At 64.7% G+C, this 25,696-nt stretch carries 28 protein-coding genes; 19 read left to right on the top strand and 9 right to left on the bottom strand.

Annotation, left to right across the window (positions count from 1 at the left end; genetic code table 11):
* Window positions 1-77 precede the first annotated feature (77 nt).
* Window positions 78-638: a nucleotide exchange factor GrpE gene (grpE, locus tag PSQ39_RS12940; RefSeq protein WP_273927222.1), complete on the bottom strand. Its 561-nt coding sequence runs from the start codon at window positions 636-638 to the stop codon at window positions 78-80.
* A 212-nt stretch (window positions 639-850) separates the two neighbouring features.
* Between grpE and rpsF the strand changes: the two genes are divergently transcribed.
* The 6 genes from rpsF to PSQ39_RS12910 all read left to right on the top strand — a co-directional run bounded on the left by rpsF (window position 851) and on the right by PSQ39_RS12910 (window position 4,992).
* A complete protein-coding gene (gene rpsF / locus PSQ39_RS12935) occupies window positions 851-1,222 on the top strand; it encodes a 30S ribosomal protein S6 (RefSeq protein ID WP_273927221.1) in 372 nt (123 codons plus the stop codon).
* Window positions 1,223-1,261: 39 nt separating this feature from the next.
* Complete coding sequence (gene priB, locus PSQ39_RS12930) at window positions 1,262-1,549, top strand: primosomal replication protein N (protein WP_273927220.1); 288 nt, start codon at window positions 1,262-1,264, stop codon at window positions 1,547-1,549.
* A gap of 16 nt (window positions 1,550-1,565) precedes the next feature.
* Window positions 1,566-1,847, top strand: coding sequence for a 30S ribosomal protein S18 (gene rpsR, locus PSQ39_RS12925; protein WP_011794373.1), 282 nt, complete (start codon window positions 1,566-1,568; stop codon window positions 1,845-1,847).
* An 11-nt stretch (window positions 1,848-1,858) separates the two neighbouring features.
* Window positions 1,859-2,311 (top strand): 50S ribosomal protein L9, encoded by a 453-nt coding sequence (gene rplI / locus PSQ39_RS12920; protein WP_273927219.1) that lies wholly within the window; start codon window positions 1,859-1,861, stop codon window positions 2,309-2,311.
* A 185-nt stretch (window positions 2,312-2,496) separates the two neighbouring features.
* On the top strand, window positions 2,497-4,011 hold the full coding sequence (gene dnaB / locus PSQ39_RS12915) for a replicative DNA helicase (protein WP_273927218.1): 1,515 nt from the start codon (window positions 2,497-2,499) through the stop codon (window positions 4,009-4,011).
* Between the two features lie 24 nt (window positions 4,012-4,035).
* Complete coding sequence (locus tag PSQ39_RS12910; protein ID WP_273927217.1) at window positions 4,036-4,992, top strand: alpha/beta hydrolase; 957 nt, start codon at window positions 4,036-4,038, stop codon at window positions 4,990-4,992.
* A gap of 93 nt (window positions 4,993-5,085) precedes the next feature.
* Here the strand turns inward: PSQ39_RS12910 and PSQ39_RS12905 are convergent, their stop codons facing one another.
* The 3 genes from PSQ39_RS12905 to PSQ39_RS12895 form a co-directional block, all read right to left on the bottom strand.
* On the bottom strand, window positions 5,086-6,948 hold the full coding sequence (locus tag PSQ39_RS12905) for a PhoH family protein (RefSeq protein WP_273927216.1): 1,863 nt from the start codon (window positions 6,946-6,948) through the stop codon (window positions 5,086-5,088).
* A gap of 197 nt (window positions 6,949-7,145) precedes the next feature.
* Window positions 7,146-7,631 carry a peroxiredoxin gene (locus tag PSQ39_RS12900; protein ID WP_273927215.1) on the bottom strand — a complete coding sequence of 162 codons (486 nt, stop codon included), beginning with the start codon at window positions 7,629-7,631 and terminating at the stop codon, window positions 7,146-7,148.
* Window positions 7,632-7,746: 115 nt separating this feature from the next.
* Window positions 7,747-8,136 (bottom strand): Mth938-like domain-containing protein, encoded by a 390-nt coding sequence (locus tag PSQ39_RS12895; RefSeq protein WP_273927214.1) that lies wholly within the window; start codon window positions 8,134-8,136, stop codon window positions 7,747-7,749.
* A 109-nt stretch (window positions 8,137-8,245) separates the two neighbouring features.
* Between PSQ39_RS12895 and PSQ39_RS12890 the strand changes: the two genes are divergently transcribed.
* From PSQ39_RS12890 to PSQ39_RS12860, 7 genes are all read left to right on the top strand, one after another.
* The gene (locus tag PSQ39_RS12890; RefSeq protein ID WP_273927213.1) at window positions 8,246-9,478 is read left to right on the top strand and encodes a pyridoxal phosphate-dependent aminotransferase; all 1,233 of its coding nucleotides are present in this window, start codon (window positions 8,246-8,248) and stop codon (window positions 9,476-9,478) included.
* Window positions 9,479-9,505: 27 nt separating this feature from the next.
* Complete coding sequence (locus tag PSQ39_RS12885) at window positions 9,506-10,510, top strand: DUF1176 domain-containing protein (protein ID WP_273927212.1); 1,005 nt, start codon at window positions 9,506-9,508, stop codon at window positions 10,508-10,510.
* 44 nt (window positions 10,511-10,554) lie between these two features.
* Window positions 10,555-11,877: a homoserine dehydrogenase gene (locus PSQ39_RS12880; protein ID WP_273927211.1), complete on the top strand. Its 1,323-nt coding sequence runs from the start codon at window positions 10,555-10,557 to the stop codon at window positions 11,875-11,877.
* A 108-nt stretch (window positions 11,878-11,985) separates the two neighbouring features.
* On the top strand, window positions 11,986-13,416 hold the full coding sequence (thrC, locus tag PSQ39_RS12875) for a threonine synthase (RefSeq protein WP_273927210.1): 1,431 nt from the start codon (window positions 11,986-11,988) through the stop codon (window positions 13,414-13,416).
* A 163-nt stretch (window positions 13,417-13,579) separates the two neighbouring features.
* Window positions 13,580-14,125 (top strand): molybdopterin-guanine dinucleotide biosynthesis protein B, encoded by a 546-nt coding sequence (mobB, locus tag PSQ39_RS12870; protein WP_273927209.1) that lies wholly within the window; start codon window positions 13,580-13,582, stop codon window positions 14,123-14,125.
* The gene (locus PSQ39_RS12865; protein WP_273927208.1) at window positions 14,122-15,387 is read left to right on the top strand and encodes a molybdopterin molybdotransferase MoeA; all 1,266 of its coding nucleotides are present in this window, start codon (window positions 14,122-14,124) and stop codon (window positions 15,385-15,387) included. Before mobB ends, PSQ39_RS12865 begins: the two co-directional genes overlap by 4 nt.
* Window positions 15,384-15,647 (top strand): MoaD/ThiS family protein, encoded by a 264-nt coding sequence (locus PSQ39_RS12860; RefSeq protein WP_273927207.1) that lies wholly within the window; start codon window positions 15,384-15,386, stop codon window positions 15,645-15,647. The genes PSQ39_RS12865 and PSQ39_RS12860 overlap by 4 nt, the downstream gene beginning before the upstream one ends.
* Before the next feature lie 34 nt (window positions 15,648-15,681).
* Here the strand turns inward: PSQ39_RS12860 and PSQ39_RS12855 are convergent, their stop codons facing one another.
* Together PSQ39_RS12855 and PSQ39_RS12850 are read right to left on the bottom strand one after the other, a co-directional pair.
* The gene (locus tag PSQ39_RS12855; protein WP_273927486.1) at window positions 15,682-16,041 is read right to left on the bottom strand and encodes a hypothetical protein; all 360 of its coding nucleotides are present in this window, start codon (window positions 16,039-16,041) and stop codon (window positions 15,682-15,684) included.
* A 19-nt stretch (window positions 16,042-16,060) separates the two neighbouring features.
* The gene (locus tag PSQ39_RS12850; protein WP_273927206.1) at window positions 16,061-16,315 is read right to left on the bottom strand and encodes a hypothetical protein; all 255 of its coding nucleotides are present in this window, start codon (window positions 16,313-16,315) and stop codon (window positions 16,061-16,063) included.
* Between the two features lie 69 nt (window positions 16,316-16,384).
* Here PSQ39_RS12850 and PSQ39_RS12845 point away from each other — a divergent pair, with 69 nt between their 5' ends.
* On the top strand, window positions 16,385-16,612 hold the full coding sequence (locus PSQ39_RS12845; protein ID WP_273927205.1) for a hypothetical protein: 228 nt from the start codon (window positions 16,385-16,387) through the stop codon (window positions 16,610-16,612).
* Window positions 16,613-16,693: 81 nt separating this feature from the next.
* On the top strand, window positions 16,694-17,605 hold the full coding sequence (locus PSQ39_RS12840) for a methylglyoxal synthase (RefSeq protein ID WP_273927204.1): 912 nt from the start codon (window positions 16,694-16,696) through the stop codon (window positions 17,603-17,605).
* A 14-nt stretch (window positions 17,606-17,619) separates the two neighbouring features.
* Here the strand turns inward: PSQ39_RS12840 and PSQ39_RS12835 are convergent, their stop codons facing one another.
* The gene (locus tag PSQ39_RS12835; RefSeq protein WP_273927203.1) at window positions 17,620-18,930 is read right to left on the bottom strand and encodes a DUF4397 domain-containing protein; all 1,311 of its coding nucleotides are present in this window, start codon (window positions 18,928-18,930) and stop codon (window positions 17,620-17,622) included.
* Window positions 18,931-19,159: 229 nt separating this feature from the next.
* Window positions 19,160-20,080, bottom strand: a complete 921-nt coding sequence (locus PSQ39_RS12830) for a LysR family transcriptional regulator (protein ID WP_273927202.1) — start codon at window positions 20,078-20,080, stop codon at window positions 19,160-19,162.
* Window positions 20,081-20,196: 116 nt separating this feature from the next.
* On the opposite strand from PSQ39_RS12830, the gene PSQ39_RS12825 reads away from it, so the two are divergent.
* The 3 genes from PSQ39_RS12825 (at window position 20,197) to PSQ39_RS12815 (ending at window position 22,326) form a co-directional block, all read left to right on the top strand.
* Complete coding sequence (locus tag PSQ39_RS12825; protein WP_273927201.1) at window positions 20,197-21,015, top strand: pirin family protein; 819 nt, start codon at window positions 20,197-20,199, stop codon at window positions 21,013-21,015.
* Window positions 21,016-21,093: 78 nt separating this feature from the next.
* Complete coding sequence (locus PSQ39_RS12820) at window positions 21,094-21,738, top strand: NADPH-dependent F420 reductase (protein ID WP_273927200.1); 645 nt, start codon at window positions 21,094-21,096, stop codon at window positions 21,736-21,738.
* A gap of 102 nt (window positions 21,739-21,840) precedes the next feature.
* Complete coding sequence (locus PSQ39_RS12815; RefSeq protein WP_273927199.1) at window positions 21,841-22,326, top strand: molybdenum cofactor biosynthesis protein MoaE; 486 nt, start codon at window positions 21,841-21,843, stop codon at window positions 22,324-22,326.
* 30 nt (window positions 22,327-22,356) lie between these two features.
* On the opposite strand, the gene PSQ39_RS12810 is transcribed toward PSQ39_RS12815, so the two are convergent.
* Window positions 22,357-22,935, bottom strand: a complete 579-nt coding sequence (locus PSQ39_RS12810; RefSeq protein WP_273927198.1) for a hypothetical protein — start codon at window positions 22,933-22,935, stop codon at window positions 22,357-22,359.
* Window positions 22,936-23,026: 91 nt separating this feature from the next.
* Between PSQ39_RS12810 and clpB the strand changes: the two genes are divergently transcribed.
* Entirely contained in the window at window positions 23,027-25,639 is a 2,613-nt protein-coding gene (clpB, locus tag PSQ39_RS12805; RefSeq protein ID WP_273927197.1) for an ATP-dependent chaperone ClpB, read from the top strand.
* Window positions 25,640-25,696: the final 57 nt, after the last annotated feature.

Genomic DNA, 25,696 nt, shown 5'->3' with positions numbered 1-25,696 from the left:
ATGTGAATTGAATCTGTTGATGAGGTGTGGATAACTTGCTGGGTTTCAAGCCCTGGCAAGGGTCCGTGAGCTCATTTTTATTTGGGGGCGGCCACCGTCACCAGGGCCGGACGCAGCGTGCGGTCGGCGATGGAGTAGCCTTTTTGCAGCACGCTGACCACGGTGTTGGCCTCTTGGTCGGCGGGCACCATGCTGATGGCCTGGTGCAGGTGCGGGTCAAACTTGCTGCCAGCGGGCGGGTTGATGGCCAGCACTTTGTTGCGCTCCAGGGCCGCGCTCAGTTGGCGCAGTGTGGCTTCAGCGCCTTCGCGGATTTGCTCGGGCGTGGCGTCTTTGATCGCCAGGCCCGCTTCCAGGCTGTCGGCCACGGGCAACAGGCTTTCGGCAAAACTCTCGATGCCGAACTTGCGTGCCTTGGAAACTTCGTCTTCGGCGCGGCGGCGGGCGTTCTCCGCTTCGGCCTTGGCGCGCAGGAACTGGTCAGCCAAGTCGGCGCTCTTGGCCTTCAGGGCGGCGAGTTCGGCCTGGGCTTGGGCCAGGGCTTCAGCGTCGTTGGCGGCCTGGGCCGCTTCCAGTTCTTCGGGGCTCATCGGTCCGCCGGCCATGGCTTGCTGTTGGTTTTCTTTGGAATCAGACATTGTGCTTGGAGTCGATCAGTTGACGAAATGGGTTGCCGGGCATCTTGGGGCAGCCCGGAACTTTTCAAGGCGTGGATTGTCCACTGCTTTCATTTCGCCGCCACGGAGTGCCAATGCTTGCATCATTTGCAAAGTCGCTGGTATACTCGTGGGCTTTGCCTTGCCGTACTGCTACAGGCGCAGCGGACGGCTTCACCCAGAAGGAGTACTCAATGCGTCATTATGAAATCGTTTTGCTGATTCACCCGGATCAGAGCGAACAGGTTCCGGCCATGCTGGAGCGCTACAAGGGCATGATCACCGCCGGCGGCGGCAAGATCCACCGCGTGGAAGACTGGGGCCGTCGTCAACTGGCGTACCTGATCAACAAGCTGGCCAAGGCCCACTACCTGTGCGTCAACATCGAAGCCGACCAGGCTGTGATGGCTGAACTGGAACACGCGTTCAAGTTCAACGATGCCGTGCTGCGTCACCTGACCGTCGTCAAGAAGAAGGCCGACACCGGCGCGTCTTCGATGATGAAGACCGTCGAGCGTGAAGAGGCCCGCAAGGCCCAGCAAGCTGAATTCGCCGCTGCCAACTGATCTGGCCTGCGCGATTCGACTGACTGATTCATAGGGAATGTGAACCACGTTGTTCTGACCGCCGTGATCGTGGAGGCCAAGCCGCTGCGATTCACACCAGCTGGTTTGCCTGCGCTGGACGTTCGACTCGAAGCCGAGTCGCAAGTCCAGGAAGCAGGTCAAAAACGCCAGGTGCAGGTGGCCATACGGGCGATTGCCCTGGGGGCTCAAGCTGAGCGGCTGGCTAGACAGTCGCTGGGCTCGGTCTTGAAATTCACCGGATTTCTCGCCACCCCGCGCAACGTCAAGACGGTTGTGTTTCACATTCAAGAATTCCAGCAAGATTAAATTTCAGGAGGCCAACATGGCCACGTTCAAGAAGTTCAACAAAGACAAGCGCCCGAAGCGCAACACCCAGTCCCTGCTGTTCAAGCGCAAGCGCTTCTGCCGCTTCACCGTCGCTGGCGTCGAAGAAATCGACTACAAGGACGTTGACACCCTGCGCGATTTCATCGCTGAAAACGGCAAGATCATCCCCGCTCGCCTGACCGGCACGCGCGCCATCTACCAGCGTCAGCTGAACACCGCCATCAAGCGCGCTCGCTTCCTGGCTCTGGTGCCGTACAGCGACCAGCACAAGATCTAAGGAGAACAACCATGCAAATCATCCTGCTCGACAAGGTTGTGAACCTGGGTAACCTCGGCGAAATCGTCAAGGTCAAGGACGGCTACGCCCGCAACTTCCTGATCCCGTCGGGTCGCGCTCGCCGCGCCACGGAAGCCGCCAAGGCTGAGTTCGAAGCCAAGCGCGCCGAACTCGAAAAGGCTGCTGCAGCCAAGCTGGCTGAAGCCCAAGCCCAAGGCGAAAAGCTCGGCGGTACCACCGTCAAGCTGACGCAAAAGGCTGGCGTTGACGGTCGTCTGTTTGGTTCTGTGACCAACCACGACATCGCCGAAGAGCTGAACAAGCAAGGCTACAAGGTCGTCAAGGCCCAGATCCGCCTGCCCAATGGTCCCCTGAAGACCGTCGGCGACAGCACCATCAGCGTGGCTCTGCACACCGACGTGGTGGTGGAAGTCAACGTGTCCGTGTACGGCGAAACCGCCTGATCACGCGCACCTCGCGCTTCTGAGAAGCCGCCTTCGGGCGGCTTTTCTTTTTGGTGGGTGCCTCGGCGTGTGCTGCCTCTGGGCTTGTGCCCGGTTTGTCCACGTCGGAGTCACAGCTTTTCCACAGCCTTATCCCAGACGGCTGGGGCTGAAGCGCGTACGATCAAAGGTTGTCAAGGAAAGCCATGTCCGCCGTATTTCCCCCCATGGATCCGGATTTCGAACCTGAATTCCACCCGCTGTCGCCCGACGACATGCTGCATGACCTGCCGCCGGTGGAGTCGATTCCGCCTTTGCAGTCAGCCGCCCCGGCCGCAGCCTCGTCCGAGGTCGACCGCGAGGTGGCGCAGCTGCGCGTACCGCCGCACTCCATCGAGGCTGAGTCCAGTGTGCTGGGCGGTTTGTTGCTGGACAACAGCGCCTGGGACCGGGTGGGTGACGTGCTTGCCGAGGGCGACTTCTACCGCTATGAGCACCGCGTGATCTTCGGCGTGCTGGGGGGCTTGATCAACGCGTCCAAGCCGGCCGATGTGATCACGGTCTACGAGCGACTGCAGAACCTGGGCAAGTCCGAAGAGGTGGGGGGGCTGACCTACCTGAACAACCTGGCCCAGTATGTGCCCAGTGCCAGCAACATTCGCCGCTACGCCGAAATCGTGCGTGAGCGCTCGGTGCTGCGCAAGCTGGTCACCGCCAGTGATGAAATTGCCACGGCGGCCTTCAACCCCAAGGGGCGGCCGGTGGAGAAGATCCTCGACGAGGCTGAGCAAAAGATCTTCAACATTGGTGAAGAAGGTTCGCGCAACAAGCAAGGCTTTCAGTCGATGGACTCGCTGGTGGTCGACTTGCTGGACCGGGTCCAGGAGATGGCCGACAACACCAACGACATCACGGGCGTGCCCACGGGCTTCCACGACCTGGACCGCATGACCTCGGGTCTACAGGCTGGCGACTTGGTGGTGTTGGCGGCGCGTCCCTCGATGGGCAAGACGGCCTTTGCCATCAACATCGCCGAACACGTGGCCGTGAATGAGGGGCTGCCGGTGGCGGTGTTCTCGATGGAAATGGGCGCCGCCCAGTTGGCCGTGCGTATCGTGGGCTCGATCGGGCGCATCAACCAGGGTAATTTGCGCACCGGCAAGCTGACCGATGACGAGTGGCCCCGCCTGACCGAGGCCATCGAGCGCTTGCGCACGGTGTCGCTGCACATTGATGAAACTCCGGGCCTGTCGCCGGGTGAGCTGCGCGCCAACTCGCGTCGCCTGGCGCGCCAGTGCGGCAAGATGGGCTTGATCGTGGTCGACTACCTGCAGCTCATGAGCGGCTCGGGTTCGGCGGCCAGCGCTGACAACCGCGCGACCGAACTCGGTGAAATTTCACGGGGCTTGAAGATGCTGGCCAAGGAGCTGCAATGCCCGGTGATTGCGCTGTCGCAGCTCAACCGAAGCGTGGAGCAGCGCACGGACAAGCGCCCCATGATGAGTGACTTGCGTGAGTCCGGCGCCATTGAGCAGGATGCGGACATCATCATGTTCATTTACCGCGACGACTACTACAACAAGGAAAGCAAGGATCAAAATCTGGCCGAGGTCATCATCGGCAAGCAGCGTAACGGTCCGACTGGCACGGTGAAGCTGTACTTTCACAAGGCGCAGACGCGCTTTGAAACCTTGGCGATGGGTACTTCCGACGACTTTTGATCCCTTCATCATCCGGAACCTGTCATGTCTGCTCAGCACACCCCCTCCCTCACGCCTGCTTCGGGTGTCCGCAGACGGCGCTGGTGGATGGGGGGGGTGCTCTGCTTGGGCTTGGTGTGTTTGGGGGTGTTGGGTTGGCGGGTCTGGCGCCACGAACAGGTGGTCCACCACATGCTGCACCCGGAGCGCCAAGCCATCACGGATCAGGAGCGGGCCCTTGCCCGGCAGCGTCTGCCGGGCTTGCGTGAGGTGAGTTTTCAGGCGGCCGATGGTCTGACCTTGCGTGGCTGGTACGTGCCCTCGCGCAACCGCGCTGCAGTGGTCATGGTGCATGGTGCAGGGGCGAACCGTACCTGGTTTCTGGATGAGGCCGTGGCCTTGTCGCAGCGTGGCATGGGGGTGTTGCTCTACGACAACCGAGCCAATGGCGAAAGCGATGGCGACACCCAGTCCTGGGGCGACCACGAGCAAGATGATTTGCGAGGGGGTTTGGATTTCCTGCAAGCCCAGCCCGATGTCGACCCGCAGCGCCTGGGGGCGACGGGCTTTTCGATTGGCGCCTACACCGTGGCCATGGTGGCCGCGCAGGACCCTCGCATCCGGGCGGTGGTGCTCAAGGCGGTGTGGACCTCCCTGCCTGATGAGTTGCTGTTCATGGCCGGCCCCACGGGGCGTTTCAATGCCTGGCTGCTGGGCCAGGAGTTCAGTTGGGCGGGCGTGAGGTTGGACCGCGTGCACCCCGGCGACTTGGTGGCCGCCATTGCGCCCCGGCCGCTGCTGGTGGTCGCGGGCGACGATGACCATGACGCGCCCATGACCGTTACGCGTGCGGTGTACGAGGCGGCGCGCGAACCCAAGCAGTGGCGCTTGATCCCAGGCGCCACCCATGTGGATTACGAGCGCCTGGGCGGTGTCGACCTGCACGAGCAGGTGGTCGACTTTTTCAGCCGGGGCTTGCTCGAGGCGCCCAAGGGCGGATAGGGGGCAGGCCGCGACCGCGTGGAGGCCTCAAGCAGACGTAAAAAAGCCCGCCACCTGGGCGGGCTTGGGGTGGGCTGGTGGGGCCGCTGTGCGTCAGAGCACTTCGCTGGCGAAGTCGGCCAAACGCGAGCGTTCGCCTCGGGCCAGGGTGATGTGGCCGCTGTGCGGCCAGCCCTTGAACTTGTCGACTGCGAAGGTCAGGCCCGAAGAGCCTTCGGTGAGGTAGGGGGTATCGATCTGCGCGAGGTTGCCCATGCAGACGATCTTGGTCCCTGGGCCGGCCCGCGTGATCAGTGTCTTCATTTGCTTGGGCGTCAGGTTTTGCGCCTCGTCAATGATCACGTACTTGTTCAAGAAGGTGCGGCCGCGCATGAAGTTCATGCTCTTGATCTTGATGCGGCTGCGGATCAACTCGTTGGTGGCAGCCCGGCCCCATTCGCCGGCGTTGCCGCCGTCGCCCTTGGCCAGAAACTCCAGGTTGTCGTCCAGCGCACCCATCCAGGGGCCCATTTTTTCTTCTTCGGTGCCGGGCAGGAAGCCGATGTCCTCGCCCACGCTGACGGTGGCGCGGGTCATGATGATCTCGGTGTAGCGGCGATCGTCCAGCACCTGGGTCAGGCCTGCAGCCAGGGCCATCAAGGTCTTGCCGGTGCCGGCCGTGCCGGCCAGGGTGACGAAATCGACTTCCGGGTCCATCAGCAGGTTCATCGCGAAGTTTTGCTCGCGGTTGCGCGTGGTCACGCCCCAGATCGAGTTCTTGGCGTGCGCGTAGTCCTTGAGGGTTTGCAGCACGGCGGTTTTGCCGCGGATTTCGGTCACCCGGGCGTACAGGCTGGGCTCGCCCGGCGCTTCAAAGTACACAAACTGGTTGATCAGCAGGTTGGGCACGATGGGGCCTGCGATGCGGTAGTAGGTGTGGGCGCCGGTTTGCCAGCTTTCCACCGACTTGCCGTTCTTGGTCCAGAAATCGGCTGGCAAGGGCAGGGCGCCGGAATACAGCAGATCGCCGTCTTCCAGTGTCTTGTCGTTTTGGTAGTCCTCGGCGGCCAGACCCAGGGCGCGGGCCTTCACCCGCATGTTGATGTCCTTGGACACCAACACCACTTCGCGCGGGCTTTGTCCTTCTTGGCCTTCGGGGCTGTAAAGTTTGCGCAAGGCCTCGACGACCCCCAGGATCTGGTTGTCCGCCTTGCCTTGCGGCAGGCTGGTTGGCAGGCTGTAGTCCAGCGGACGGGTCTGGAAGAACAGCTTGCCGCCGGCTTCCCGGTGGCCCGTGGTGTCGAGCTTCAGGCCGGCCCCGATGTCGGCGCCTTGGGCGCCCGCCAGGGCGTCGAGCGAGCGACTGGTCTGGCGAGCATTGCGCGCCACTTCGGTCATGCCCTTTTTGTGACCATCGAGCTCTTCCAGCACGATCATGGGCAGGAAGATGTCGTGCTCCTCGAAGCGGAACAGGCACATCGGGTCGTGCATGAGCACATTGGTGTCGAGCACGAACAGCTTGGTCGGACCGGTGCTGCGCGGCTTGCGGGCGCGCACGGCAGGCGCCGGAGCCACCTCGGCCACCACTTCGGGTGTGGGAGCTGGCGCGGCCACGGCCACCGGCGCGGGGGCTGGGCTGGGGCGGCTCTTGGCCGAGGTGCTGCGGCGTGCGGTGCTGGGTGCCACGGTTTCGCTGACGGCGGCGCTGGGGCTTGCCGCGGGCGCCACGGCAGGGGCGGTCAGCAAAGACGACACCTGGGTCGATGTTTTGCGACGGCTTCGGGCGGGCGCGGGTGCTGGGCTGGGCGCGGCTTGCGCGACAGGCGCTTGGCGTGCCTGGGCGTGGACTTCGGGCTCGGTGGCGTCTTCAGCTTGGTTGCGGGAAGAAGGTTTGCGGCTGCTGCGGCTGGCGCTGCTGTCGTAGGCGCTGCCGGGCAGGATGGTGGCTTTTTTAGACGGGGCGGGCGGCAGAGGCATGGATGAACGAACTCCTGAAAAGCGCAGACAAAATTTAAAGCGCGGGGATGTGTGCGGGTTTCAGCAGACCCCAAAGCAAAAAAGCCGCCAGGAGGCCTGGGCGGCTTTTTGAGCGGGGTGGCGGTGCGAAACCAGCAACATATGCGACCCATTATGCATGAGTCTGATGACGCTGCCGGCGTGGCCGGCGCCGTGTTTCAGGCGGCCTTTTTGAGGGCCTTGAGGTTCTTGACCGACTTCAGAACTTCGTCCACGTGGCCTGGCACCTTGAGGCCGCGCCATTCTTCGACCAGCACGCCATCGGGGCCGATCAGGAAGGTGCTGCGCTCGATGCCCTTGACCTTTTTGCCGTACATGATCTTGTTCTTGACCACGCCGAACATGTGGCACATTTTTTCTTCGGTGTCAGCGATCAGCTCGAACGGCAGTTCGAGTTTGAGCTTGAATTCATCGTGCGACTTCATGTTGTCACGCGACACGCCGAACACGGTGGCACCCGCCTTGACGAAGTCTTTGTACTTGTCGCGGAACTGCATCGCTTCGGTGGTGCAGCCCGGGGTGTTGTCCTTGGGGTAAAAATACAGCACCACGATGTGGCCGTGGTGGGACGTGTTCGACACCTTGATCCCACCCGTTGCGTTCGCTTCGAATTCGGGAATGGACTTGTTGACAACGATCGCCATAGAACTTCAATCTCGTGTGACAGGTGTGACCTAAGATGGTCGGGTTTGGAGGCATTGCACCTCTCTCTTCGTCCCCCCATCCGCAACTCGAGATTTTACCCTGAAAACAGTTGCATCAGGGTGTTTGGTCTTGCGCGGGCTCCAGTAACAGGGCTGCGGCCACTTTGCGACCCTCGCCGGCGAGGATGTTGTAGGTGCGGCAGGCGGCATGGGTGTCCATGGTTTCCAGGCCGATGCGGCGCTCTATCAAGGGGCGCAGCCAGGCTGCAGGCGGGAAGCGGTTGCGCAGGCCGCTGCCGAACACCACCACCTCGCAGTCCAGGGCTGCCAACTGGGCGAAGTGGCTTTCGTTGAGGTCTTCAAAGCGCTCGGCTTGCCAGGCGAACTGCTCGCCCTGGCTGCTCACGACCACGCTGCCTTGGTGTTTTTCGCCGTTGATGGCAATCCAGCCCGGGCCATAGCCGTTGATGGAGGGAACGTCGTATTTGTCGGGTTGGAGTTTCATGGTGCGTGTGGCCGGTCAAGAGGCCCTGCACTGAATTGGCGCAGAACTGTGGTCAAATTATAGGTTTCGCTTCTGATGACTTAACTCCGGAGGGGACATTCCCGACACTATGAAAACCGTCCAGAAATCTGCCAAGCTTGCCAACGTCTGCTACGACATCCGCGGCCCCATCATGGACCGAGCGCGTCAGATGGAAGACGAAGGTCAGAAGATCATCAAGCTCAACATTGGCAATCTGGCGGTGTTTGGTTTCGATTCCCCCGAAGAAATTCAGCAGGACATGGTCCGCAACCTGCCCAATTCAGCAGGCTATTCGGACAGCAAGGGCATTTTTGCCGCCCGCAAAGCGGTGATGCACTACACCCAGCAGCAGGGCATCAAGAACGTCACCCTGGACGACATCTACCTGGGCAATGGCGCCAGCGAGCTGATCGTCATGGCCACCAACGCCTTGCTGGACAACGGCGACGAGTTGCTGCTGCCCTCGCCCGATTACCCGCTGTGGACCGCCGCCGTCAGCCTCTCTGGCGCGCGCCCGGTGCATTACCGATGCGACGAGGACAACGGCTGGATGCCCAACCTCGACGACATCCGCGCCAAGATCACGCCGCGCACCAAGGGCATCGTGGTGATCAACCCGAACAACCCGACCGGCGCGCTGTACTCGGACGACCTCCTCAAGTCCATCGTTGCCATTGCGCGTGAGCACGGTCTGGTGATTTTTGCCGACGAGGTTTACGACAAGGTGCTGTACGACGGCGTCAAGCACACCGCCATCGGCTCGCTCAGCGAAGACGTGCTGACCCTCACCTTCAACTCCCTGTCCAAGAGCTACCGCAGCTGCGGCTACCGGGCCGGCTGGATGGTGGTGTCGGGTGACAAGAAGCCCGCGCGTGACTACATCGAGGGCCTGAACATGCTCTCCAACATGCGCTTGTGCTCCAACGTGCCGGGCCAGTACGCGATCCAGACCGCGCTGGGCGGCTACCAAAGCATCAACGACCTGGTCAACGAAGGCGGCCGCCTGCGCCGCCAGCGCGACCTGGCTTACGAGCTGATCACCGCCATCCCGGGCGTCAGCTGCGTCAAGCCCACCGCGGCGCTCTATATGTTCCCGCGCCTGGACCCGGCCGTCTACCCGATCGAGAACGACCAGCAGTTCTTCCTCGAGTTGCTGGAAGAAACCCGCGTCATGCTGGTCCAAGGCACGGGCTTCAACTGGCCCGATACCGACCACTTCCGCATCGTGTTCCTGCCCCATGAAGATGATTTGCGCGAGGCCATTGGCCGCATCGCGCGCTTCCTGGAGCAGTACCGCAAACGCGTTCAAGCAGCGGTCTGAGGCCGCTGTCCGATTGACCTGCCGAGCATGAAGCGCTTTCTCCTGGCCATTCTGTGTGCGACCTCGGCCTGGGCCGGGGCAGCGCCCGCGCCGGAACCGGTGCGCTTCAGCCATGGCCAGTGGAACCTGCAGTGCGACAACAGCCGCACCTGCCGCGCTGAGGGCTACCAGGCTGACGAGGCCGACGGCACCGAATCCAAGCCGGTGTCCATGTTGCTCACCCGCGCGGCGGGCCCCGACGCGCCGGTCAAGGTCGAATGGCAGGTGTACAGCGAACCGTCCGTCCAAGGCGCTCTCCGACTGAGCGTGGGCTCGCTCACCCTCACCGGTCAGGGCGAAGGCGTGCAGAGCGTGCCACCCGCCCAGGTGGTGGCCTTGCTGCGTGAGCTGCTCAAAAGCGACGCCGCCACCGTGCGCAGCAGCCAGGCCTCCACCGGCCCCTGGCGCCTGTCTCTGGTCGGCCTGAATGCCGTGTTGCTCAAGATGGACGATGCCCAGGGTCGGGTCGACACACCGGGTGCCTTGGTGCGCCGGGGCAAGAAGCCTGAATCGACGGTGCTGCCCGCGCTGCCGCTGCCCCAACTCAAAGCAGTCAAGCCGGTGCCGACCCGCGCTGCAGACGCCAGCCTGCTGCGGCCTCTGCTGGCGGCGCTGCCGGCCAAGGTGATGGCCGACGAATGCAACGAGTCAGACATGTACCGCACGCAAAGCCAGGTGGTGCGTCTGACCGAGCGCCAGGTGCTTCTGGCCACGCCTTGCCCGCAAGGCGCCTACAACGGCACCAGTTTGCTGTGGCTGGCCAATGACCGGCCGCCCTATGAGCTGCAGTTGCAGGAGGCCAATGGGGACTTCGACCCGAAGACGGGCCAGGTCCTCAACAGCATGAAGGGCCGGGGCCTGGGCGACTGTTGGTCGCAACAGGCCTGGCAGTTCGATGGCCAAGGCTTTGTCCTGGCGCGGGAGTCCAGCACGGGTGAATGCCGTGGTTTTCCGGGCGGGGCCTGGGACCTGCCGTCTTACCTGACCCGCTGACCCTGCGCGACCTATTTCTATTTTTGAAACCTGAAGTGAACTCCATGAAACCCATCCAAGTCGGCCTTTTGGGCATTGGCACCGTCGGCAGCGGTACCTTCCACGTTCTGCAGCGCAACCAGGAAGAAATTCGTCGCCGCGCTGGCCGGGGCATTGAGATCACCATGGTGGCCGACCTCGACGTGGAGCGCGCCCGCTCCGTTGTCGGTGACCAGGTGCAGGTCGTCAACGACGCCCGTGCCGTGATTGCCAACCCGGACATCGACATCGTCATCGAACTCATCGGTGGCTACGGCGTGGCCAAGGCCCTGGTGCTCGAAGCCATCGCCGCAGGCAAGCACGTGGTCACCGCCAACAAGGCGCTGCTGGCCGTGCACGGCACCGAGATCTTTGCCGCCGCGTCGGCCAAGGGCGTGATGGTGGCTTTCGAAGCCGCTGTGGCCGGGGGCATACCGATCATCAAGGCGCTGCGCGAAGGCCTGACCGCCAACGCCATCCAGTGGATTGCCGGCATCATCAATGGCACCACCAACTTCATCCTGTCCGAAATGCGTGACAAGGGTCTGGACTTTGAGGTGGTGCTCAAGGAAGCGCAGCGCCTGGGCTACGCCGAAGCCGATCCGACCTTTGACATCGAAGGCGTGGATGCCGCCCACAAGGCCACCCTGATGAGCGCCATCGCTTTCGGCATCCCGGTGCAGTTCGACAAGGCTTACGTGGAAGGCATCACCAAGCTGTCGGCGGCGGACATCCGCTACGCCGAGCAACTGGGCTACCGCATCAAGCTGCTGGGCATCACCAAGCGCGCTGCCAATGGCATTGAACTGCGTGTGCACCCGGCCCTGGTGCCGGCCAAGCGCCTGATCGCCAACGTCGAAGGCGCGATGAACGCCGTCATGGTGCAAGGCGATGCCGTGGGCACCACCCTGTACTACGGCAAGGGCGCAGGCTCCGAGCCGACCGCGAGTGCCGTGATTGCGGACCTGGTCGACATCGCCCGCCTGCACACCGCCGACGCGGCTCAGCGCGTGCCCCACCTGGCCTTCCAGCCCGATGAGATGAGCGACGTGCCCGTGCTGCCGATGAGCCAGGTCGTCACCAGCTACTACCTGCGCTTGAGCGTGTCCGATGAAGCTGGCGTGCTGGCCCGAGTGACCGGCATCCTGGCCGGCGCCGGCATCAGCATCGACGCGGTGCTGCAGCGAGAAGCCGACGAGGTGGGCGGCGAAGGCTCGACCCACACCGACCTGATCATCCTGACCCACGACACCGTCGAAGGCACGATGGACCGCGCGATCGCCGAGATGCAAGCCCTGCCCACCGTGCTGGCGCCCATCACCCGCATCCGCAAGGAAGAACTGGCCTGAGGCCCCGCGCCGCAAGTGCCCGGACCCGGGCCCGGCGGCTGCGTCAAAATGGCGATCTGACCGTGTCCGCGGCAGGTCGCCCCTGAATTGTTGGAACAGGAACAGACCGTGAAGTACCTGAGCACCCGAGGTCATGCCGACCGCAAGCGTTTTTGTGAAATCCTGCTCGAAGGTCTGGCGCCCGATGGCGGCCTTTACCTGCCCGAGCACTACCCGCAAGTGGACGACGCCACGCTGACGCGCTGGCGCTCGGTGTACCACGAGCAAGGCTATGCCGAGCTGGCGTTTGAGATCCTGTCGCTCTACATCGACGACATCCCAGCCGCCGACCTCCAGGCCCTTTGCCACAAGACCTACACCGCCGAGGTGTTTGGCACCGGTGAGATCGTGCCGCTGCGCCACCTCGAAGATGGCCTGTGGCTCGAAGCCCTGTCCAACGGCCCGACGCTGGCCTTCAAGGACATGGCCATGCAGTTGCTGGGCAACCTGTTCGAATACGAACTCGCACGCCGCGGCGAAGAGCTGAATATCTTTGGTGCCACCTCGGGTGACACCGGCAGCGCGGCGGAATACGCCATGCGCGGCAAGAAGGGCGTGCGCGTCTTCATGACCAGCCCGAATGGCCGCATGAGCCCGTTCCAGCAGGCACAGATGTTCAGCCTGCAGGACGAGAACATCCACAACCTGGCCGTGGAAGGCGTGTTCGACGACTGCCAGGACCTCGTCAAGGCGGTCTCCAACGACCTCGAGTTCAAGCGCAAGTACAAGATTGGCACCGTCAACTCCATCAACTGGGCCCGCCTGCTGGCCCAGGTGGTGTATTACTTTGCCGGCTACATCCAGGCCACCGAGCGCAATGCGCAAAAGGTCAGCTTCACTGTGCCCTCGGGCAACTTCGGCAATGTCTGCGCCGGCCATGTGGCGCGCATGATGGGCCTGCCCATCGAGCGCCTGGTGGTGGCCACCAACGAAAACGACGTGCTCGACGAGTTCTTCCGCACCGGTGTCTACCGCGTGCGCGGCAGCGCCGACACGCACGAGACCTCCAGCCCTTCGATGGACATCTCCAAGGCCAGCAACTTCGAGCGCTTTGTGTTCGACCTGCTGGGCCGTGACGCGGCGCGCACCAAGCGCCTGTTCGGCGAGCAGCTGTCCAGCCAGGGTCGCTTTGACCTCAGCGCCGACCCCTTGTTCGCCCAGGCCGCCAGCCGCTATGGCTTTGCCAGCGGCCGCAGCACCCATGCCGACCGACTGGCCACCATCCGCGACAACTTCAGCCGCCATGGCGTGACCGTCGACACCCACACGGCCGATGGGGTCAAGGTGGCCCGCGAGCAGCGCGGCCCGGCCGACGTGCCGATGATCGTGCTCGAAACGGCCTTGCCCATCAAGTTTGCCGCCACCATCGCCGAAGCCCTGGGCCACGAGCCCGAGCGCCCGGCCCGCTTTGAAGGCATCGAGGCCCTGCCCAAGAAGGTCAAGGTGATCCCGGCCGACGTGGCGGTGGTCAAGGCCTACATCGAGTCGCACTGCCCCTGAACCCCGGCACCGGAGGTGCCGCCCGCGTGGACCCGCCAAGCCAGCGCCTGCGCTGGCTTTTTGCCATCCTGGCCCGGGCCCGCAGCGGCGACCGCCGTGACCACAACAACCCCTGCGTTGGCGCGCCCGCGACCCGGGCCCCGAACGCACACCGGAGACAAACATGAAGGTCGTAGGCTTTGCAGGTTATTCAGGCTCGGGCAAGACCACTTTGCTGGAGCAAGTGATCCCCGCCTTGCGCCAACGCGGGCTGCGCGTGTCCGTGGTCAAGCACGCACACCACCGTTTTGACATCGACCACCCGGGCAAGGACACCTGGCGCCACCGCCAGGCCGGTGCCTTCGAGGTGGTGGTGGCCAGCGAGCACCGCCTGGCCCTGATGCGCGAGTACGAGCAACCCTACCGCCTGACCGTGCACCAGATGCTGGCCGAGCTGTACGAGGGCGTGGACTGGGTGCTGGTCGAGGGCTTCAAGGAAAGCGACCTGCTCAAGGTCGAGGTCTGGCGCGCCCCGACCGCTGACTTCGCCGGCCACCCGGCGCGCTACCCCGACGACGACTTCATCGTGGCCATCGCCACCGACGCGCCCGAGCAACTGCCCGTGCCCACCGGCCGCCCCGTGCTCGACCTGAACCAGCCCGAGGCCGTGGCCGCCTGGCTGGTCGACCAGGGCGACCGATTCGAATACACGTTTGAGAACCGCACATGAACGCCCCTGCCGTCCCTGCTTTCAAACCCCTGCGCCCCCTGGATGAGGTGCTCAGCGAGCTGCTGGCTTATGCGCGACCGCTGGACGGTCTGCCCTGGGCCAGCGAGTCGGTGTCCACCTTCGAGGCCGATGGTCGCGTGTTGGCTGAAGAGGTGCTGTCCCCCTTGCAAGTACCGCCGCACGACAACAGTGCCATGGACGGCTATGCCCTGCGCTGCGCCGACGTGGCCGCCGAAGGCGCGGTGCTGCCGGTATCCCAGCGCATCGCAGCGGGTGCCGTGCCCCAGCCCCTGCAGCCTGGCACGGCCGCGCGCATCTTCACCGGCGCGCCGATCCCGCCCGGGGCCGACGCGGTGCTGATGCAAGAAGATTGCGAAGCCTTGAGCGACGCCGCCGGCACCCCCCTGGTGCGTTTGAAGGTGCTGCCGCGCCCGGGCCTGGCCATCCGTCGTGCGGGCGAGGACGTGGCCCTGGGCCGGGCCGTGCTGAGCGCGGGCCAGCGCTTGCACCCCGCCTCGCTGGGTTTGGCCGCCAGCGTGGGGCGTGCCACCTTGTCGGTGGCGCGGCGGCCCCGCGTGGCTTTGTTCTCCACCGGCGATGAGCTGGTCATGCCCGGCGAAGTCGCCCCCGAGCAGCTGCCCGCAGGTGCCATCTACAACTCCAACCGCTTTTTCTTGCGCGCCTTGTTGCTGCGCATGGGCTGCGAGGTCAGCGACCTGGGCATCGTGCCTGACGACCTGGCCGCCACCCAGCGCACCCTGGCCGAGGCCGCGCAAGGCCATGACCTGATCCTCACCAGCGGCGGCGTCAGCGTGGGCGAAGAAGACCACGTCAAGCCCGCAGTGCAGGCCCTGGGCGAGCTGCACCTGTGGCAGCTGGCCATCAAGCCGGGCAAGCCCTTTGCCTATGGCCGCGTGGCGCAAAGCCATTTCGTCGGCCTGCCGGGCAACCCGGTGTCGAGCTTCATCACCTTCTTGCTGCTGGTGCGGCCCTTCTTGCTGCGCTTGCAGGGGGTGCAGGACGTGGCACCGAAACCGGTGGCGCTGCCAGCCCATTTTGTGTGGGGCAAGGCCGACAAGCGCCGCGAGTTCTTGCGCGTCTGGCGCAACCCGCAAGGTGGCCTGGACCTGTTTGCCAACCAAGGCTCGGGCGTGCTGACCTCGGCGGTCTGGGGCGACGGTGTGGTCGACAACGCCCCCGGCACGCGCATCGCGCACGGCGATCTGGTGCCCTTCATTTCGTTTGCGGAGCTGCTGGCATGAACACCTCTTTGACGTTGACCCTGCGCTATTTCGCCTCCATCCGCGAGGCCCTGGGCCAAGGCTCGGAGCCCTGGACCACCGAGGCGCCCACCCTGGGCGCGCTGCGCGACGAGTTGATCGCGCGCGGCGGTGCCTATGCCGAGGCCTTGTCGCGCCAGCGCCCGGTGCGCCTGGCGCTGAACCAGGATTTGAGCGATGAAAGCGCGGCCCTGGTGCCAGGCGCGGAAGTCGCGTTTTTTCCGCCAGTCACCGGCGGCTGAGGCCGCGCTGCGCTGCGGCTGGCGGCTTTGGCGTTCAGCCCGCTGGGCTGTCCGGCGCGACTTCCGTGGCGCCGGGATCGGTGGCGGCCGGCAGGGCCGGGCAGTCCCAGTTCAACAGCTCGGCCAGGCGGCTCACCACCCAGTCGGCTTCGCCCGGGCTGACGCCGGCGTCCGGGCTGCGCAGGCCCGCGTGCAGGCTCAGCAAGATGCCCGACTCCGACGGGGCCTGGGCGTGGTAGAGCAACTGGGCATGTTCCACCAACTGATTGGCCAGGTCCTCACACAGCTCATAGCGCTGGCGAACCACCTCGCTGGGCTCGCGCAGGCGCTGGCGCGCGTCGCTGAACACGGCGATGAAGCTGGGCGGCACCCAGATCTGGTTCTCGTCTTCCATGGACAGGCTCATGGTGCGCTCAGTCCGGGACGAAACGGCTTTTGAAGCGGGCCTCGTCCTCGGGCTGCTCAAAGGTCACCATCTGCCCCATCTTCATGTCGCTGAGGCGGCAGGCCGCAAACAGGCTGTACTTGCCGCCCAGGTTGTAGCTGGGCAGATCGATCAGGGCATAGGGGTAGGGCAGGAAGAGCTGGTGTTCAAACACCACCCGGTGTTCGTTGCGGGGCGAGGGGAACAGCTTGTAGCCGTCGATGGTGATGGTTTGCGTGGCCATGGTGCTGGGGGCGTTAAAGTGCTGCCGAATGCTACCCGCATTGGCGGGGTGGCTGATTGAAAGGAAATCATGGCGAAAAACAACAACGAATGGACGCTCAAGGTGATGGCCTTGCTCAAGGCAGGCAATGCCCAGGCCGCCATCGGCCAGATCAAGGTCGCGCCCACTGTGGGCGACTTGCGCCGCCTGCAAGCGGCCTTGCTGGCGCCGGGTGCGCCGCGCCTGAAGAATGTGGACGAGGTGGTGGCCGACCAGATCGTCGCGCTGTCGGCCCCGCGCCTGCACCGCTCGCCTTGAGCCGGCCCGCCGCCTTGGCGTTGTGACCCCTGCGGGGCCTGCCTGGGCCTTTGCCCGCTTGCTACTCACCTCTTGACCTCCATGACCGCGTCCTCCTCCTCCGACCTTCCCCTGGCCCCGCGTCGCTTTGGCCTGATCGCGCATCGCCTGCACCGCCACCATGCGAGCAGTGCCCTGACCCAGTGGGCGCAAGCCTGCGAGCCCTTGCTGCGCGCCTTGAAGCTGGAGCTGTACGTGGTGGGCGGCGCATTTGACGCCTTGCTGCGCGACGAGCAACTGCTGGACTACCCCGGCCTGCATCGCCTGCCCAATGGGCGCGAAGGGGGCTTGATGCGTGTGGTGTCGCGGGTGGCTGGAGGCTTGCTGCCCGGTGACGCACTCGACGGCGTGGTGTTCCTGATGGACCCGGTGGACCCGTCCTCCACCTTCCCCGAGGCCCAGGCCTTGAAGCGCCAGTGCGTGACCCATGGCAAGCCTTTTGTACCGACCCTGGCTGGCGCCCTGGAATGGGTGGCGGTCGAGGCCTTGAACGCCGGCCTGCCGCCCGAGCAGGTGGCCGGCCTGGCCCCGGCATTGGCCTTGGAAGAGCAGACCGTGGCCTTGATCGCCCACGACGCGCGCAAGCGCGAGATGGTGGCTTTTGCCGACGCGCACTTTGACTTGCTGTCGCGCTACGAGGCCCGGGTGGCCACCGGCACCACGGGGGGCTTGCTCAACGAGCTGGCCTGGTCGCGCGGCTGGCCCGCCAGCCAAGCCTGGGTGACACGCTACCAAAGCGGCCCGCTGGGGGGCGACGCGCAGATCGCCGAGCTGGTGCTGGACGGGGCCTGTGAGAAGGTGGTCTTCTTTGAGGACCCGCATGTGGCGCGCCAACACGAGGCAGACATCCAACTCATGGAGCGTGCCGTGTGGAGCGCAGGCCACCGCTGCAGTTGCCTCAATTCACCGGCCATGGCCGGGCGCTGGGCCCAGGCCCTGCAGCGCCTGGGCTGAGGCGTCTCACGGACTCACTGGTCCTGCAGCAGGGTGAACTTGCTGATCGCGGACGAGCCAAAGGCAAAGGCCGAATACACCGCCTGCGCGGCGCTGGTGTAGCTGGCCTGGGTCAGGCTGCTGCCGCCGCTGGCGCTGACCACAAAGTCGTACTCGCCCGCCGTGAAGCTGGTGTAGCTGGAGGCGCTGCGCGCGGCCGTGTAGTCACTCAGCAGTGAGCCCCCGTTGTAGGTCAGCTGCGCGCTGCCCGCCGCCGAGGCCAGATTGACCAGGCGGATCTTGGACTTGGTGCTGCTGGTGGCCGGGAAGTTGTCATCGGTCAGGCTGACGATGGCCAGGTTGCCGGCGCTGTCCAGCACCAAGGCGCAGGTCATGTCGTAGCCCGCGCTCAAGGTCAGTGAGCTGCTCACCGAACTGCCCCCGGCGGTGAACGCCACTGTGCGCGTGCCCGCGGTCAACTGCACATACGACGACACGCCATAGCCGCCGATGGCCGAGCTGGTGGCGGCGCTGCCGTCCACCGCCGGGGTGGCGGCCGTGCCCGAGGCCGCCGCGTTGACAAAGCGCACCCGCGTCAGCGTGTTGGCCAGCGTGGTGGCGGTGTTTTGCTGCGGCAGGCGCACGATGTCGGCCAGCTTGGCGCTGTGCGTGGGGGCCAGCACCAGGGTCTCAATGCCCTGGTCGGCCAAGGTGATGCTGGCCACGTAGGCGCGCAGGTCGGTTTTGTCGCCATAGCCCGTCACCCACAGGCTGTAGGTGCCTTTGGTGATGCTGCGGAAGGCGCTGGTGCTGCTCTCGGTCACGTTGCTGATGGCGGCGGTCTCGCTGCTCAGTGCGGTGGTGGTGGTGCTGGTCACGTAGACGTCGACCGCGTCGCCAATCTGCAGGCCGTTGATCAGGCGCAGCTTGGCGTAGCCGCTGGAGGGGCTGCTTTCGCTTTCGGTGTAGACGGTCGTGGTGAGGGAGCTCTGCGTGCCCATGGTCACCACGGTGGTGTAGCTGTCCTTGGCCAGTGTCAGCGAGGCTTCCACGCTGTTGACCGCGCTGCCGGTGCTGCGCACGCCCAGGGTGTAGGTGTCGGGGTCGGCGCCGTGGTAACTGCTGGCCGCGGCGGCCGTCACGGCGCTGGCCAAGGTGTCGGTGTCCAGGTAGGCGCTGAGCTGCGTCACGCCTTGGGTGGCGTTGACCAGGCGGATTTTGGCGCTGCCGTCACTGGCCCCGCAGGCCGTCAACCAGGGGCTGGCGCCCAGGCTGGTCAGGGCCAGCAGGCAGTGGCGGCGGCTCAGGGCGGCGGTGTCGTGGGCAAGGCTGGAAGGGCGTTTCATGCGGTGGTTTCTGAAGAGGTGTCACAGGGCCTGCGCCAAGAGGCCCGACGCAGGCAGTGCGCCGATCTTCAGCGCGCCCCGTCACAAGCGAATGTCCTCCTGGTGAGGTTTTGTGAACCCCGGGCTGGCACTGTGTCGATCGGGTGAAGCTGTGTGAATTCGCCGAACATGGCGCTCGCTTTCAGGGCCGCACATGTGCTCCCCACTTGGTCAGACGGCCCATGTCCGCTCAGCCGTTGGGCTCCGGCGGAAGCTCTTGAAGTGACCCCATTTTTTGGATCACCAGATCGATGAAGGCAGCCACTGCTCGTGGCAGGTAGTGCTTGCTGGGATAGACCATGTGCACGCCGTGGCCCTGCCGGTGGTACTGAGGGAGCACAGGCACAAGTCGACCCGCGCGCAGGTCCCGATGTGTCAGCGTCGAGGGTAAAAGCGCAATGCCCAGGCCCGCCAGTGCGGCCTTGCGCAAGGCCTGCGCCGTGTTGCCGCTGAACCGGCCCGCCACCTGCACTTCAGCCGACTCTGCACCTGGCCCCACCACACGCCAGGTGGCCTTGCCGCTGGGGTGCCCGAACACGAGGCAATCGTGGTTGGGCAAGTCTTGCAGTGTCGTCGGAGCACCCCGGCGGGTGATGTAAGCGGGGCTGGCCACCAGACCGTCGGTGCCGGCGTCCAGCACCTTGCGGGCAAACAAGCCCGAGTCCTCCAGGATGCCGCCCCGAAAGGCGACATCAATCCTCTCCGCAATCAGGTCGGCGCGCCCGTCACTCAACACAAACTCCACCCTCACTTTGGGATGCGCGATCAGGAACTCGTTCAGCCATTCCATCGAGAAAAAATCAAAAAAATCAGCGGGTGCCGCAACCCGCACCAGCCCAGCGGGCTCCTGGTTCACCGCCAACAGTTCCTCGCCTGCATCCATCAATCCTTCGACTGCGCCGCTGCAGCGCTCCAGAAACACCTGTCCCGCGCTGGTGAGCGTGAGCTGGCGGGTGGAGCGCTGCATCAGTCGGGTTCCCAATTGAGCTTCAAGCTGCTGGAGCCGGCGGCTCAGCGTGTTTCGGGGCACACCCAGGCGGCGCGAGGCCTCGGCAAAGCTGCCAAATCGGACCACCTGCACAAAGATGGCCACGTCGTTCAGGTCTAGCATGGTGGGCTCCATTGGTTGCATTTTTGGACGAGTGAAATCATATTGAACCATCTATTCAATTAATCAATCCATTTTTAAGCTACAGGCATCAGTTCAACACCTCCAAGGTTCTCGTGATGTCTGCTTCTGCTTCAGTGCCACGCGCGATCACTCACCGCCACGTTGGCACCACACGCGGCCCCATCACCCGGCTCATGAGCCCTGGCGACCTGGGCCAGGTGCTCAAGCCTTTTGTCTTTCTGGATCTGTTTCATTTCGAGCCGAGCATGGCGGGACAGGGTTTTGGCATGCATCCCCACTCGGGCATCGCCACCCTCACGTTCTTGTACGAAGGGGATGTGCGTTACCAAGACAGCACGGGGCAAGCGGGCTTGCTGCGGGCTGGCGGCGTCGAATGGATGTGTGCTGGCAATGGCGTGTGGCATGCCGGCGAACCTGTGGGTCACACGCCTGGCCTGGGCTTTCAGCTCTGGGTGGCCCTGCCCGAAGTGCTGGAGAACGCCCCAGCTCACAGCCAGTACCTCGCGCCCGAACAGGTACCCCAGGCAGGACCTGTGCGGGTGCTGATGGGCACTGACGGCGCCGCACAAAGCCCTCTGGCGGCACCCGAGGGCATGACCTATCTGTCGGTGCGTCTGGACGCAGGCCAGCGCTGGACCTACACCCCGCCGCTGGGCCATACCGTGGCTTGGGTGGCTGTGGCCAAGGGCGCGCTGGTGGCCAGCGAAGCCATTGCGGCAGGCGAGCTCGTGGCTTTTGAGCCCAGCGGTCAAAGCATCGACTTTGTGGCCACCCACACCACCAGTTTTGTGCTGGGCTCAGCCGTCCCACACCCGCACGACTTGGTGACGGGACGCTACTCGGTGCACACCAGCCGCGCCACGCTGGCGAAGGGCGAAGCAGAAATTCGTCGCCTTGGTCTGCCAATGCGCTGAGCTGGATTCCCGACCTTCAAACGACACACGTTCCCCTCACTTTCTTTTCACCCACTTCAATTCACAAAGGCAATCATCATGAACTTCGGCATCATTGGCTCTGGCGGTTTGGGCTCCAACGTCGCTCGCGCATTGGCCAACAAGGGCCTGTCGGCCATCATTTCCACCCGGCGCGGGCCTGAATCCCTGGCCACACTGGTGGCGGAACTGGGCCCCACCATTCAGGCGGGTACCGTGGCCGAGGCCGCCGCTGCAGACATCGTGCTCATCGCCGTGCGTTGGACAGACCTGAGTCAGGCTTTGGGCAGTCTGCCCGCCTGGAAGGGGCGCATCGTGATTGACGGCACCAATCCCGTGGCGTTCCTGGACCCCCATTCGCCAGACGCCCAGGACCCCACCAATCCACTGGCGGCCTATGGCATCAAGGCCATCGACTTGGGCGGGCGCTCGTCCAGCGAAGTCTTCAGCGAAATGGTGCCCGGTGCCCGGGTGGTCAAGGCGTTCAATCACCTGGACGTGAACGCATTGGGGCAGCCCCAAGTCGCCGGCGGCCAGCGCGCCATGTTCTACGCCGGCGACGATGCCCCAGCCAAAGCGGAAGTTCGCCAGCTCCTGGAGGCCATCGGTTACTTTCCGGTTGATCTTGGCACGCTGGCGGTCGGGGGGCGCTTGTCGGAGCTGCCATTTGGCGCTTTGTCTGCCACCCAGTTCATCAAAATCTGAGCAAGCTGTTTGATTCCATCATGACGGGCTCGGCGGCCCTCGGGCCAACACGCGGGCCCGTTGTGCCGGCAAACCCGCGGGGGCAGTGCCAAAATGCAGCCCATGAGCCTGCTCCGTACCGCCATCCAAACCGCCGACTTCGATGTCTCCGCCGAACTGGCCGCGCTGCGCCAGCATGACCGCCGCGTGGGCGCGGTGTGCAGTTTTGTCGGCACGGTGCGGGGGGGCTATGAAGGCAACAACGGCGCCCCCGTGTTGTCGATGGAGCTGGAGCATTACCCCGGCATGACCGAGAAGGCCATCGAGGCCATGATTGACGAGGCGCGGCGCCGCTTTGACATCTTCGCCGCGCGCGTGGTGCACCGGGTGGGCCTGCTGCAACCCGGCGACCAGATCGTGCTGGTGGCGGTCAGCTCGGCGCACCGCGGCCAGAGTTTTCAGGCTTGTGAATTCTTGATGGACTACCTCAAGACGCAGGCGCCGTTCTGGAAGAAAGAGGCGACCCCGCAAGGCGCCCGCTGGGTCGACGCCCGTGTCAGTGACGACGCGGCGCTGGCGCGCTGGGGCATCGAAGCGCGCAACGCCTGAGGCGCAGCGGCCGGCCGGCGTGCGGCGGGCTCAGTGCAGGTAGCGTGGCTTGACCGGGGGCAGGGCGCTGGCTTCGCCTTCCGATTCGATTTCCACCTCGGCCCCCAGGGGCTCGGCGTCCCCTTCGGACAGCAGGCCCCAGTCGGTTTGGCTCAGGGCCATCTCCAGCAAGTGCACCAGGCCGTGCAGCAGGGGCAGCTCCAGTTCCAGGTCAAAAGCGCGTGGCGGCTGGCTGGGGTTCTCGAGCTTTTCGGCAAAGGACAGCGATAGCTTGTTGTCGTGCTGCTGTTGGCTGACCTCGGTCAACAGCAGCGGGGCGCTGCCCAGGGGCAAGGTGGCCTCGCGTTCTTCAAAGGGGCTGGCCAAGTCGGCCTGGGCCAGGACTTCGGCGCGGCGTTGCCGACTTTGCTGTTCGCGTTCGTGGCGCGGGGTGTCGGGTTGGTCGCGCGTCTCCAGGCTGGCCACGGCGGCGCGCAGGTGGGGCCACCAGCCGCGCAGCAGCACCCGGGTCAGCCACACGCGCAACTCTTCGTGCGAGGTGGTGTTGAAGCGCATCAGGATGCGGTCCTGGTCCTTCTGGTACTGCGCTGACAGCTGGTGGATGTCCATGCTTTGATTTTAGTCAGGCTCTGGCGCCGGGCGGGGCCTTGAAATACCCTCCGAGGGCCACAAGCTGCCTGTGCATCTGGAGATCACACCCATGCGCATCGACAAATTCACCACCAAGTTCCAAGAAGCCCTGGGCGAGGCCCAAAGCCTGGCCTTGGGCAACGACCACGCCTACATCGAACCCGCTCACCTGCTGGTGGCCTTGCTGCGTCAGGACGAGGGCCCCAAGGCCTTGCTGCAGCGCGCAGGTGTCAACGTGGGCGCCCTGCAAAGCGCCGCTGAGGCCGCCGTCAAGCGCCTGCCCCAGGTGCAGGGCCAGGAGCAGGTGCAGGTCAGCCGCGACCTGGCCAACCTGTTCCAGGCGACTGAAAAAGAAGCCATCAAGCGGGGCGACCAGTACATCGCCAGCGAACTGTTCCTGCTGGCCCTGTGCGACAGCAAGATCGACCTGGCCGATGTGGCGCGCAGCCACGGCCTGGGCCGCAAGAGCTTGGAGACCACCATCGAAGTCGTGCGCGGTGGCCAGGGTGTCAACAGCCCCGAGGCCGAGGGCCAGCGCGAGGCGCTCAAGAAATACTGCCTGGACCTCACCGAGCGCGCCCGCCAGGGCAAGCTCGACCCGGTGATTGGCCGCGACGATGAGATCCGCCGCGCCATCCAGGTGTTGCAGCGCCGCAGCAAGAACAACCCGGTGTTGATCGGCGAGCCCGGCGTGGGCAAGACCGCCATCGTCGAAGGCCTGGCCCAACGCATCGTGGCCGGCGAGGTGCCCGATTCGCTCAAGGGCAAGCGCGTGCTGTCGCTGGACATGGCCTCGCTGCTGGCGGGCGCCAAGTACCGGGGCGACTTTGAAGAGCGCCTCAAGACCGTGCTGAGTGAACTGGCCAAGGACGAGGGCCAGACCATCGTCTTCATCGACGAACTGCACACCATGGTGGGCGCCGGCAAAGCCGAAGGCGCGATGGACGCCGGCAACATGCTCAAGCCCGCGCTGGCGCGTGGCGAGCTGCACTGCGTGGGCGCCACCACCCTGGACGAGTACCGCAAGTACATCGAAAAAGACGCCGCCCTGGAGCGCCGCTTCCAGAAGATCCTGGTCGGCGAGCCCACCGTGGAGGCCACCATCGCCATCCTGCGCGGCCTGCAAGAAAAGTACGAAGTCCACCATGGCGTGGACATCACCGACCCGGCCATCGTGGCCGCGGCCGAACTGAGCCACCGCTACATCACCGACCGCTTCCTGCCCGACAAGGCCATCGACCTGATCGACGAGGCCGCGGCCAAGATCAAGATCGAAATCGACTCCAAGCCCGAGGTGCTGGACAAGCTCGACCGACGCCTGATCCAGCTGCAGATCGAGCGCGAGGCGATGAAGAAAGAGACCGACGAGGCCTCGCAAAAGCGCCTGGACCTGATTGCCGAGGAGATTGAAAAACTCCAGCGCGAAAGCGCCGACCTGGAGGAAATCTGGCAGGCCGAAAAAGCCCAGGCTCAGGGCAGCCAGCAGGTGCGCGAAGCCATTGACAAGCTGCGCCAGCAAATCGAAGAGCTGACCCGCAAAGGCGACTTCAACAAGGTGGCCGAGTTGCAGTACGGCCAACTGCCGGTGCTGGAAAAGCAGCTCAAGGAAGCCCAGGCCAAGGAAAGCGGCAAGGGCGTCAAGCCCGACGGCAGCAACGCCCCGCGCCTGCTGCGCACCCAGGTGGGCGCCGAAGAAATCGCCGAGGTGGTGAGCCGCGCCACGGGCATCCCGGTGTCCAAGATGATGCAGGGCGAAAAAGACAAGCTGCTGCAGATGGAAGACAAGCTGCACGAGCGCGTGGTGGGCCAGGACGAGGCGATTGGCGCGGTGGCCAACGCCATCCGGCGCTCGCGCTCGGGCCTGTCCGACCCGAACCGGCCGACCGGCTCGTTTTTGTTCCTGGGCCCCACGGGCGTGGGCAAGACCGAGCTGTGCAAGGCGCTGGCAGGCTTCCTGTTCGACTCCGAGGAGCACCTGATACGCATCGACATGAGCGAGTTCATGGAGAAGCATTCGGTGGCCCGCCTGATTGGCGCGCCCCCGGGCTATGTGGGCTACGAAGAAGGCGGCTACCTGACCGAGGCGGTGCGCCGCAAGCCCTACAGCGTGGTGCTGCTCGACGAGGTCGAAAAAGCCCACCCCGATGTGTTCAACGTGCTGCTGCAGGTGCTCGACGATGGTCGCCTCACCGACGGCCAGGGCCGCACCGTGGACTTCAAGAACACCGTCATCGTGATGACCAGCAACATCGGCTCGCACCACATCCAGGCCATGGTGGGGCAGGACTACGAGGACATCAAGGATGCGGTGTGGGACGAGCTGAAGAACCACTTCCGCCCCGAGTTCCTGAACCGCATCGACGAGACCGTGGTGTTCCACCCGCTGGATGCCAAGAACATCGAGTCCATCGCCAAGATCCAGCTGCAGATCCTGCAGGCGCGCCTGGCCCGCATGGACCTGACGCTGCAGGTCTCGGCGGCAGCGCTGGCCGAATTGGCCAAGGTCGGTTTCGATCCGGTGTTCGGGGCCCGGCCGCTCAAGCGCGCCATCCAGCAGCGCATCGAGAACCCGCTGTCCAAGCTGCTGCTGGAAGGGCGCTTCCTGCCCAAGGACGTGATCCCGGTCGAGGTCGACCCGGTGGTCGCGCCCGGGGTGTTCCGCTTCGGGCCCACGGTGCATTGAGCCCCTGGCTTGAACTTTCTCGGTGCCGCCCCATCTGAGGGGTGTTGAGCCCGGTGC

It is taken from the genome of Curvibacter microcysteis (genome assembly GCF_028649455.1).
In the GTDB taxonomy this organism is placed as follows: Bacteria; Pseudomonadota; Gammaproteobacteria; order Burkholderiales; family Burkholderiaceae_C; genus Curvibacter; species Curvibacter microcysteis.
Note: the sequence above shows the minus strand (reverse complement) of the source record. Positions and strands in the feature narration are given on the sequence as shown.

Bases quoted from the DNA above. Each gene is read 5' to 3' on its own strand.
- dnaB (WP_273927218.1), top strand. From the start codon at position 2,497: ATGTCCGCCGTATTTCCCCCCATGGATCCGGATTTCGAACCTGAATTC.
- PSQ39_RS12810 (WP_273927198.1), bottom strand. From the start codon at position 22,935: ATGGACATCCACCAGCTGTCAGCGCAGTACCAGAAGGACCAGGACCGC.
- PSQ39_RS12890 (WP_273927213.1), top strand. From the start codon at position 8,246: ATGAAAACCGTCCAGAAATCTGCCAAGCTTGCCAACGTCTGCTACGAC.
- PSQ39_RS12825 (WP_273927201.1), top strand. From the start codon at position 20,197: ATGTCTGCTTCTGCTTCAGTGCCACGCGCGATCACTCACCGCCACGTT.
- rpsR (WP_011794373.1), top strand. From the start codon at position 1,566: ATGGCCACGTTCAAGAAGTTCAACAAAGACAAGCGCCCGAAGCGCAAC.
- PSQ39_RS12820 (WP_273927200.1), top strand. From the start codon at position 21,094: ATGAACTTCGGCATCATTGGCTCTGGCGGTTTGGGCTCCAACGTCGCT.
- PSQ39_RS12910 (WP_273927217.1), top strand. From the start codon at position 4,036: ATGTCTGCTCAGCACACCCCCTCCCTCACGCCTGCTTCGGGTGTCCGC.
- PSQ39_RS12850 (WP_273927206.1), bottom strand. From the start codon at position 16,315: ATGGCCACGCAAACCATCACCATCGACGGCTACAAGCTGTTCCCCTCG.
- PSQ39_RS12905 (WP_273927216.1), bottom strand. From the start codon at position 6,948: ATGCCTCTGCCGCCCGCCCCGTCTAAAAAAGCCACCATCCTGCCCGGC.
- PSQ39_RS12860 (WP_273927207.1), top strand. From the start codon at position 15,384: ATGAACACCTCTTTGACGTTGACCCTGCGCTATTTCGCCTCCATCCGC.
- PSQ39_RS12895 (WP_273927214.1), bottom strand. From the start codon at position 8,136: ATGAAACTCCAACCCGACAAATACGACGTTCCCTCCATCAACGGCTAT.
- PSQ39_RS12880 (WP_273927211.1), top strand. From the start codon at position 10,555: ATGAAACCCATCCAAGTCGGCCTTTTGGGCATTGGCACCGTCGGCAGC.
- mobB (WP_273927209.1), top strand. From the start codon at position 13,580: ATGAAGGTCGTAGGCTTTGCAGGTTATTCAGGCTCGGGCAAGACCACT.
- rpsF (WP_273927221.1), top strand. From the start codon at position 851: ATGCGTCATTATGAAATCGTTTTGCTGATTCACCCGGATCAGAGCGAA.
- PSQ39_RS12855 (WP_273927486.1), bottom strand. From the start codon at position 16,041: ATGGAAGACGAGAACCAGATCTGGGTGCCGCCCAGCTTCATCGCCGTG.
- PSQ39_RS12830 (WP_273927202.1), bottom strand. From the start codon at position 20,080: ATGCTAGACCTGAACGACGTGGCCATCTTTGTGCAGGTGGTCCGATTT.
- clpB (WP_273927197.1), top strand. From the start codon at position 23,027: ATGCGCATCGACAAATTCACCACCAAGTTCCAAGAAGCCCTGGGCGAG.
- rplI (WP_273927219.1), top strand. From the start codon at position 1,859: ATGCAAATCATCCTGCTCGACAAGGTTGTGAACCTGGGTAACCTCGGC.
- PSQ39_RS12900 (WP_273927215.1), bottom strand. From the start codon at position 7,631: ATGGCGATCGTTGTCAACAAGTCCATTCCCGAATTCGAAGCGAACGCA.
- PSQ39_RS12840 (WP_273927204.1), top strand. From the start codon at position 16,694: ATGACCGCGTCCTCCTCCTCCGACCTTCCCCTGGCCCCGCGTCGCTTT.
- PSQ39_RS12865 (WP_273927208.1), top strand. From the start codon at position 14,122: ATGAACGCCCCTGCCGTCCCTGCTTTCAAACCCCTGCGCCCCCTGGAT.
- PSQ39_RS12885 (WP_273927212.1), top strand. From the start codon at position 9,506: ATGAAGCGCTTTCTCCTGGCCATTCTGTGTGCGACCTCGGCCTGGGCC.
- PSQ39_RS12815 (WP_273927199.1), top strand. From the start codon at position 21,841: ATGAGCCTGCTCCGTACCGCCATCCAAACCGCCGACTTCGATGTCTCC.
- PSQ39_RS12845 (WP_273927205.1), top strand. From the start codon at position 16,385: ATGGCGAAAAACAACAACGAATGGACGCTCAAGGTGATGGCCTTGCTC.
- PSQ39_RS12835 (WP_273927203.1), bottom strand. From the start codon at position 18,930: ATGAAACGCCCTTCCAGCCTTGCCCACGACACCGCCGCCCTGAGCCGC.
- grpE (WP_273927222.1), bottom strand. From the start codon at position 638: ATGTCTGATTCCAAAGAAAACCAACAGCAAGCCATGGCCGGCGGACCG.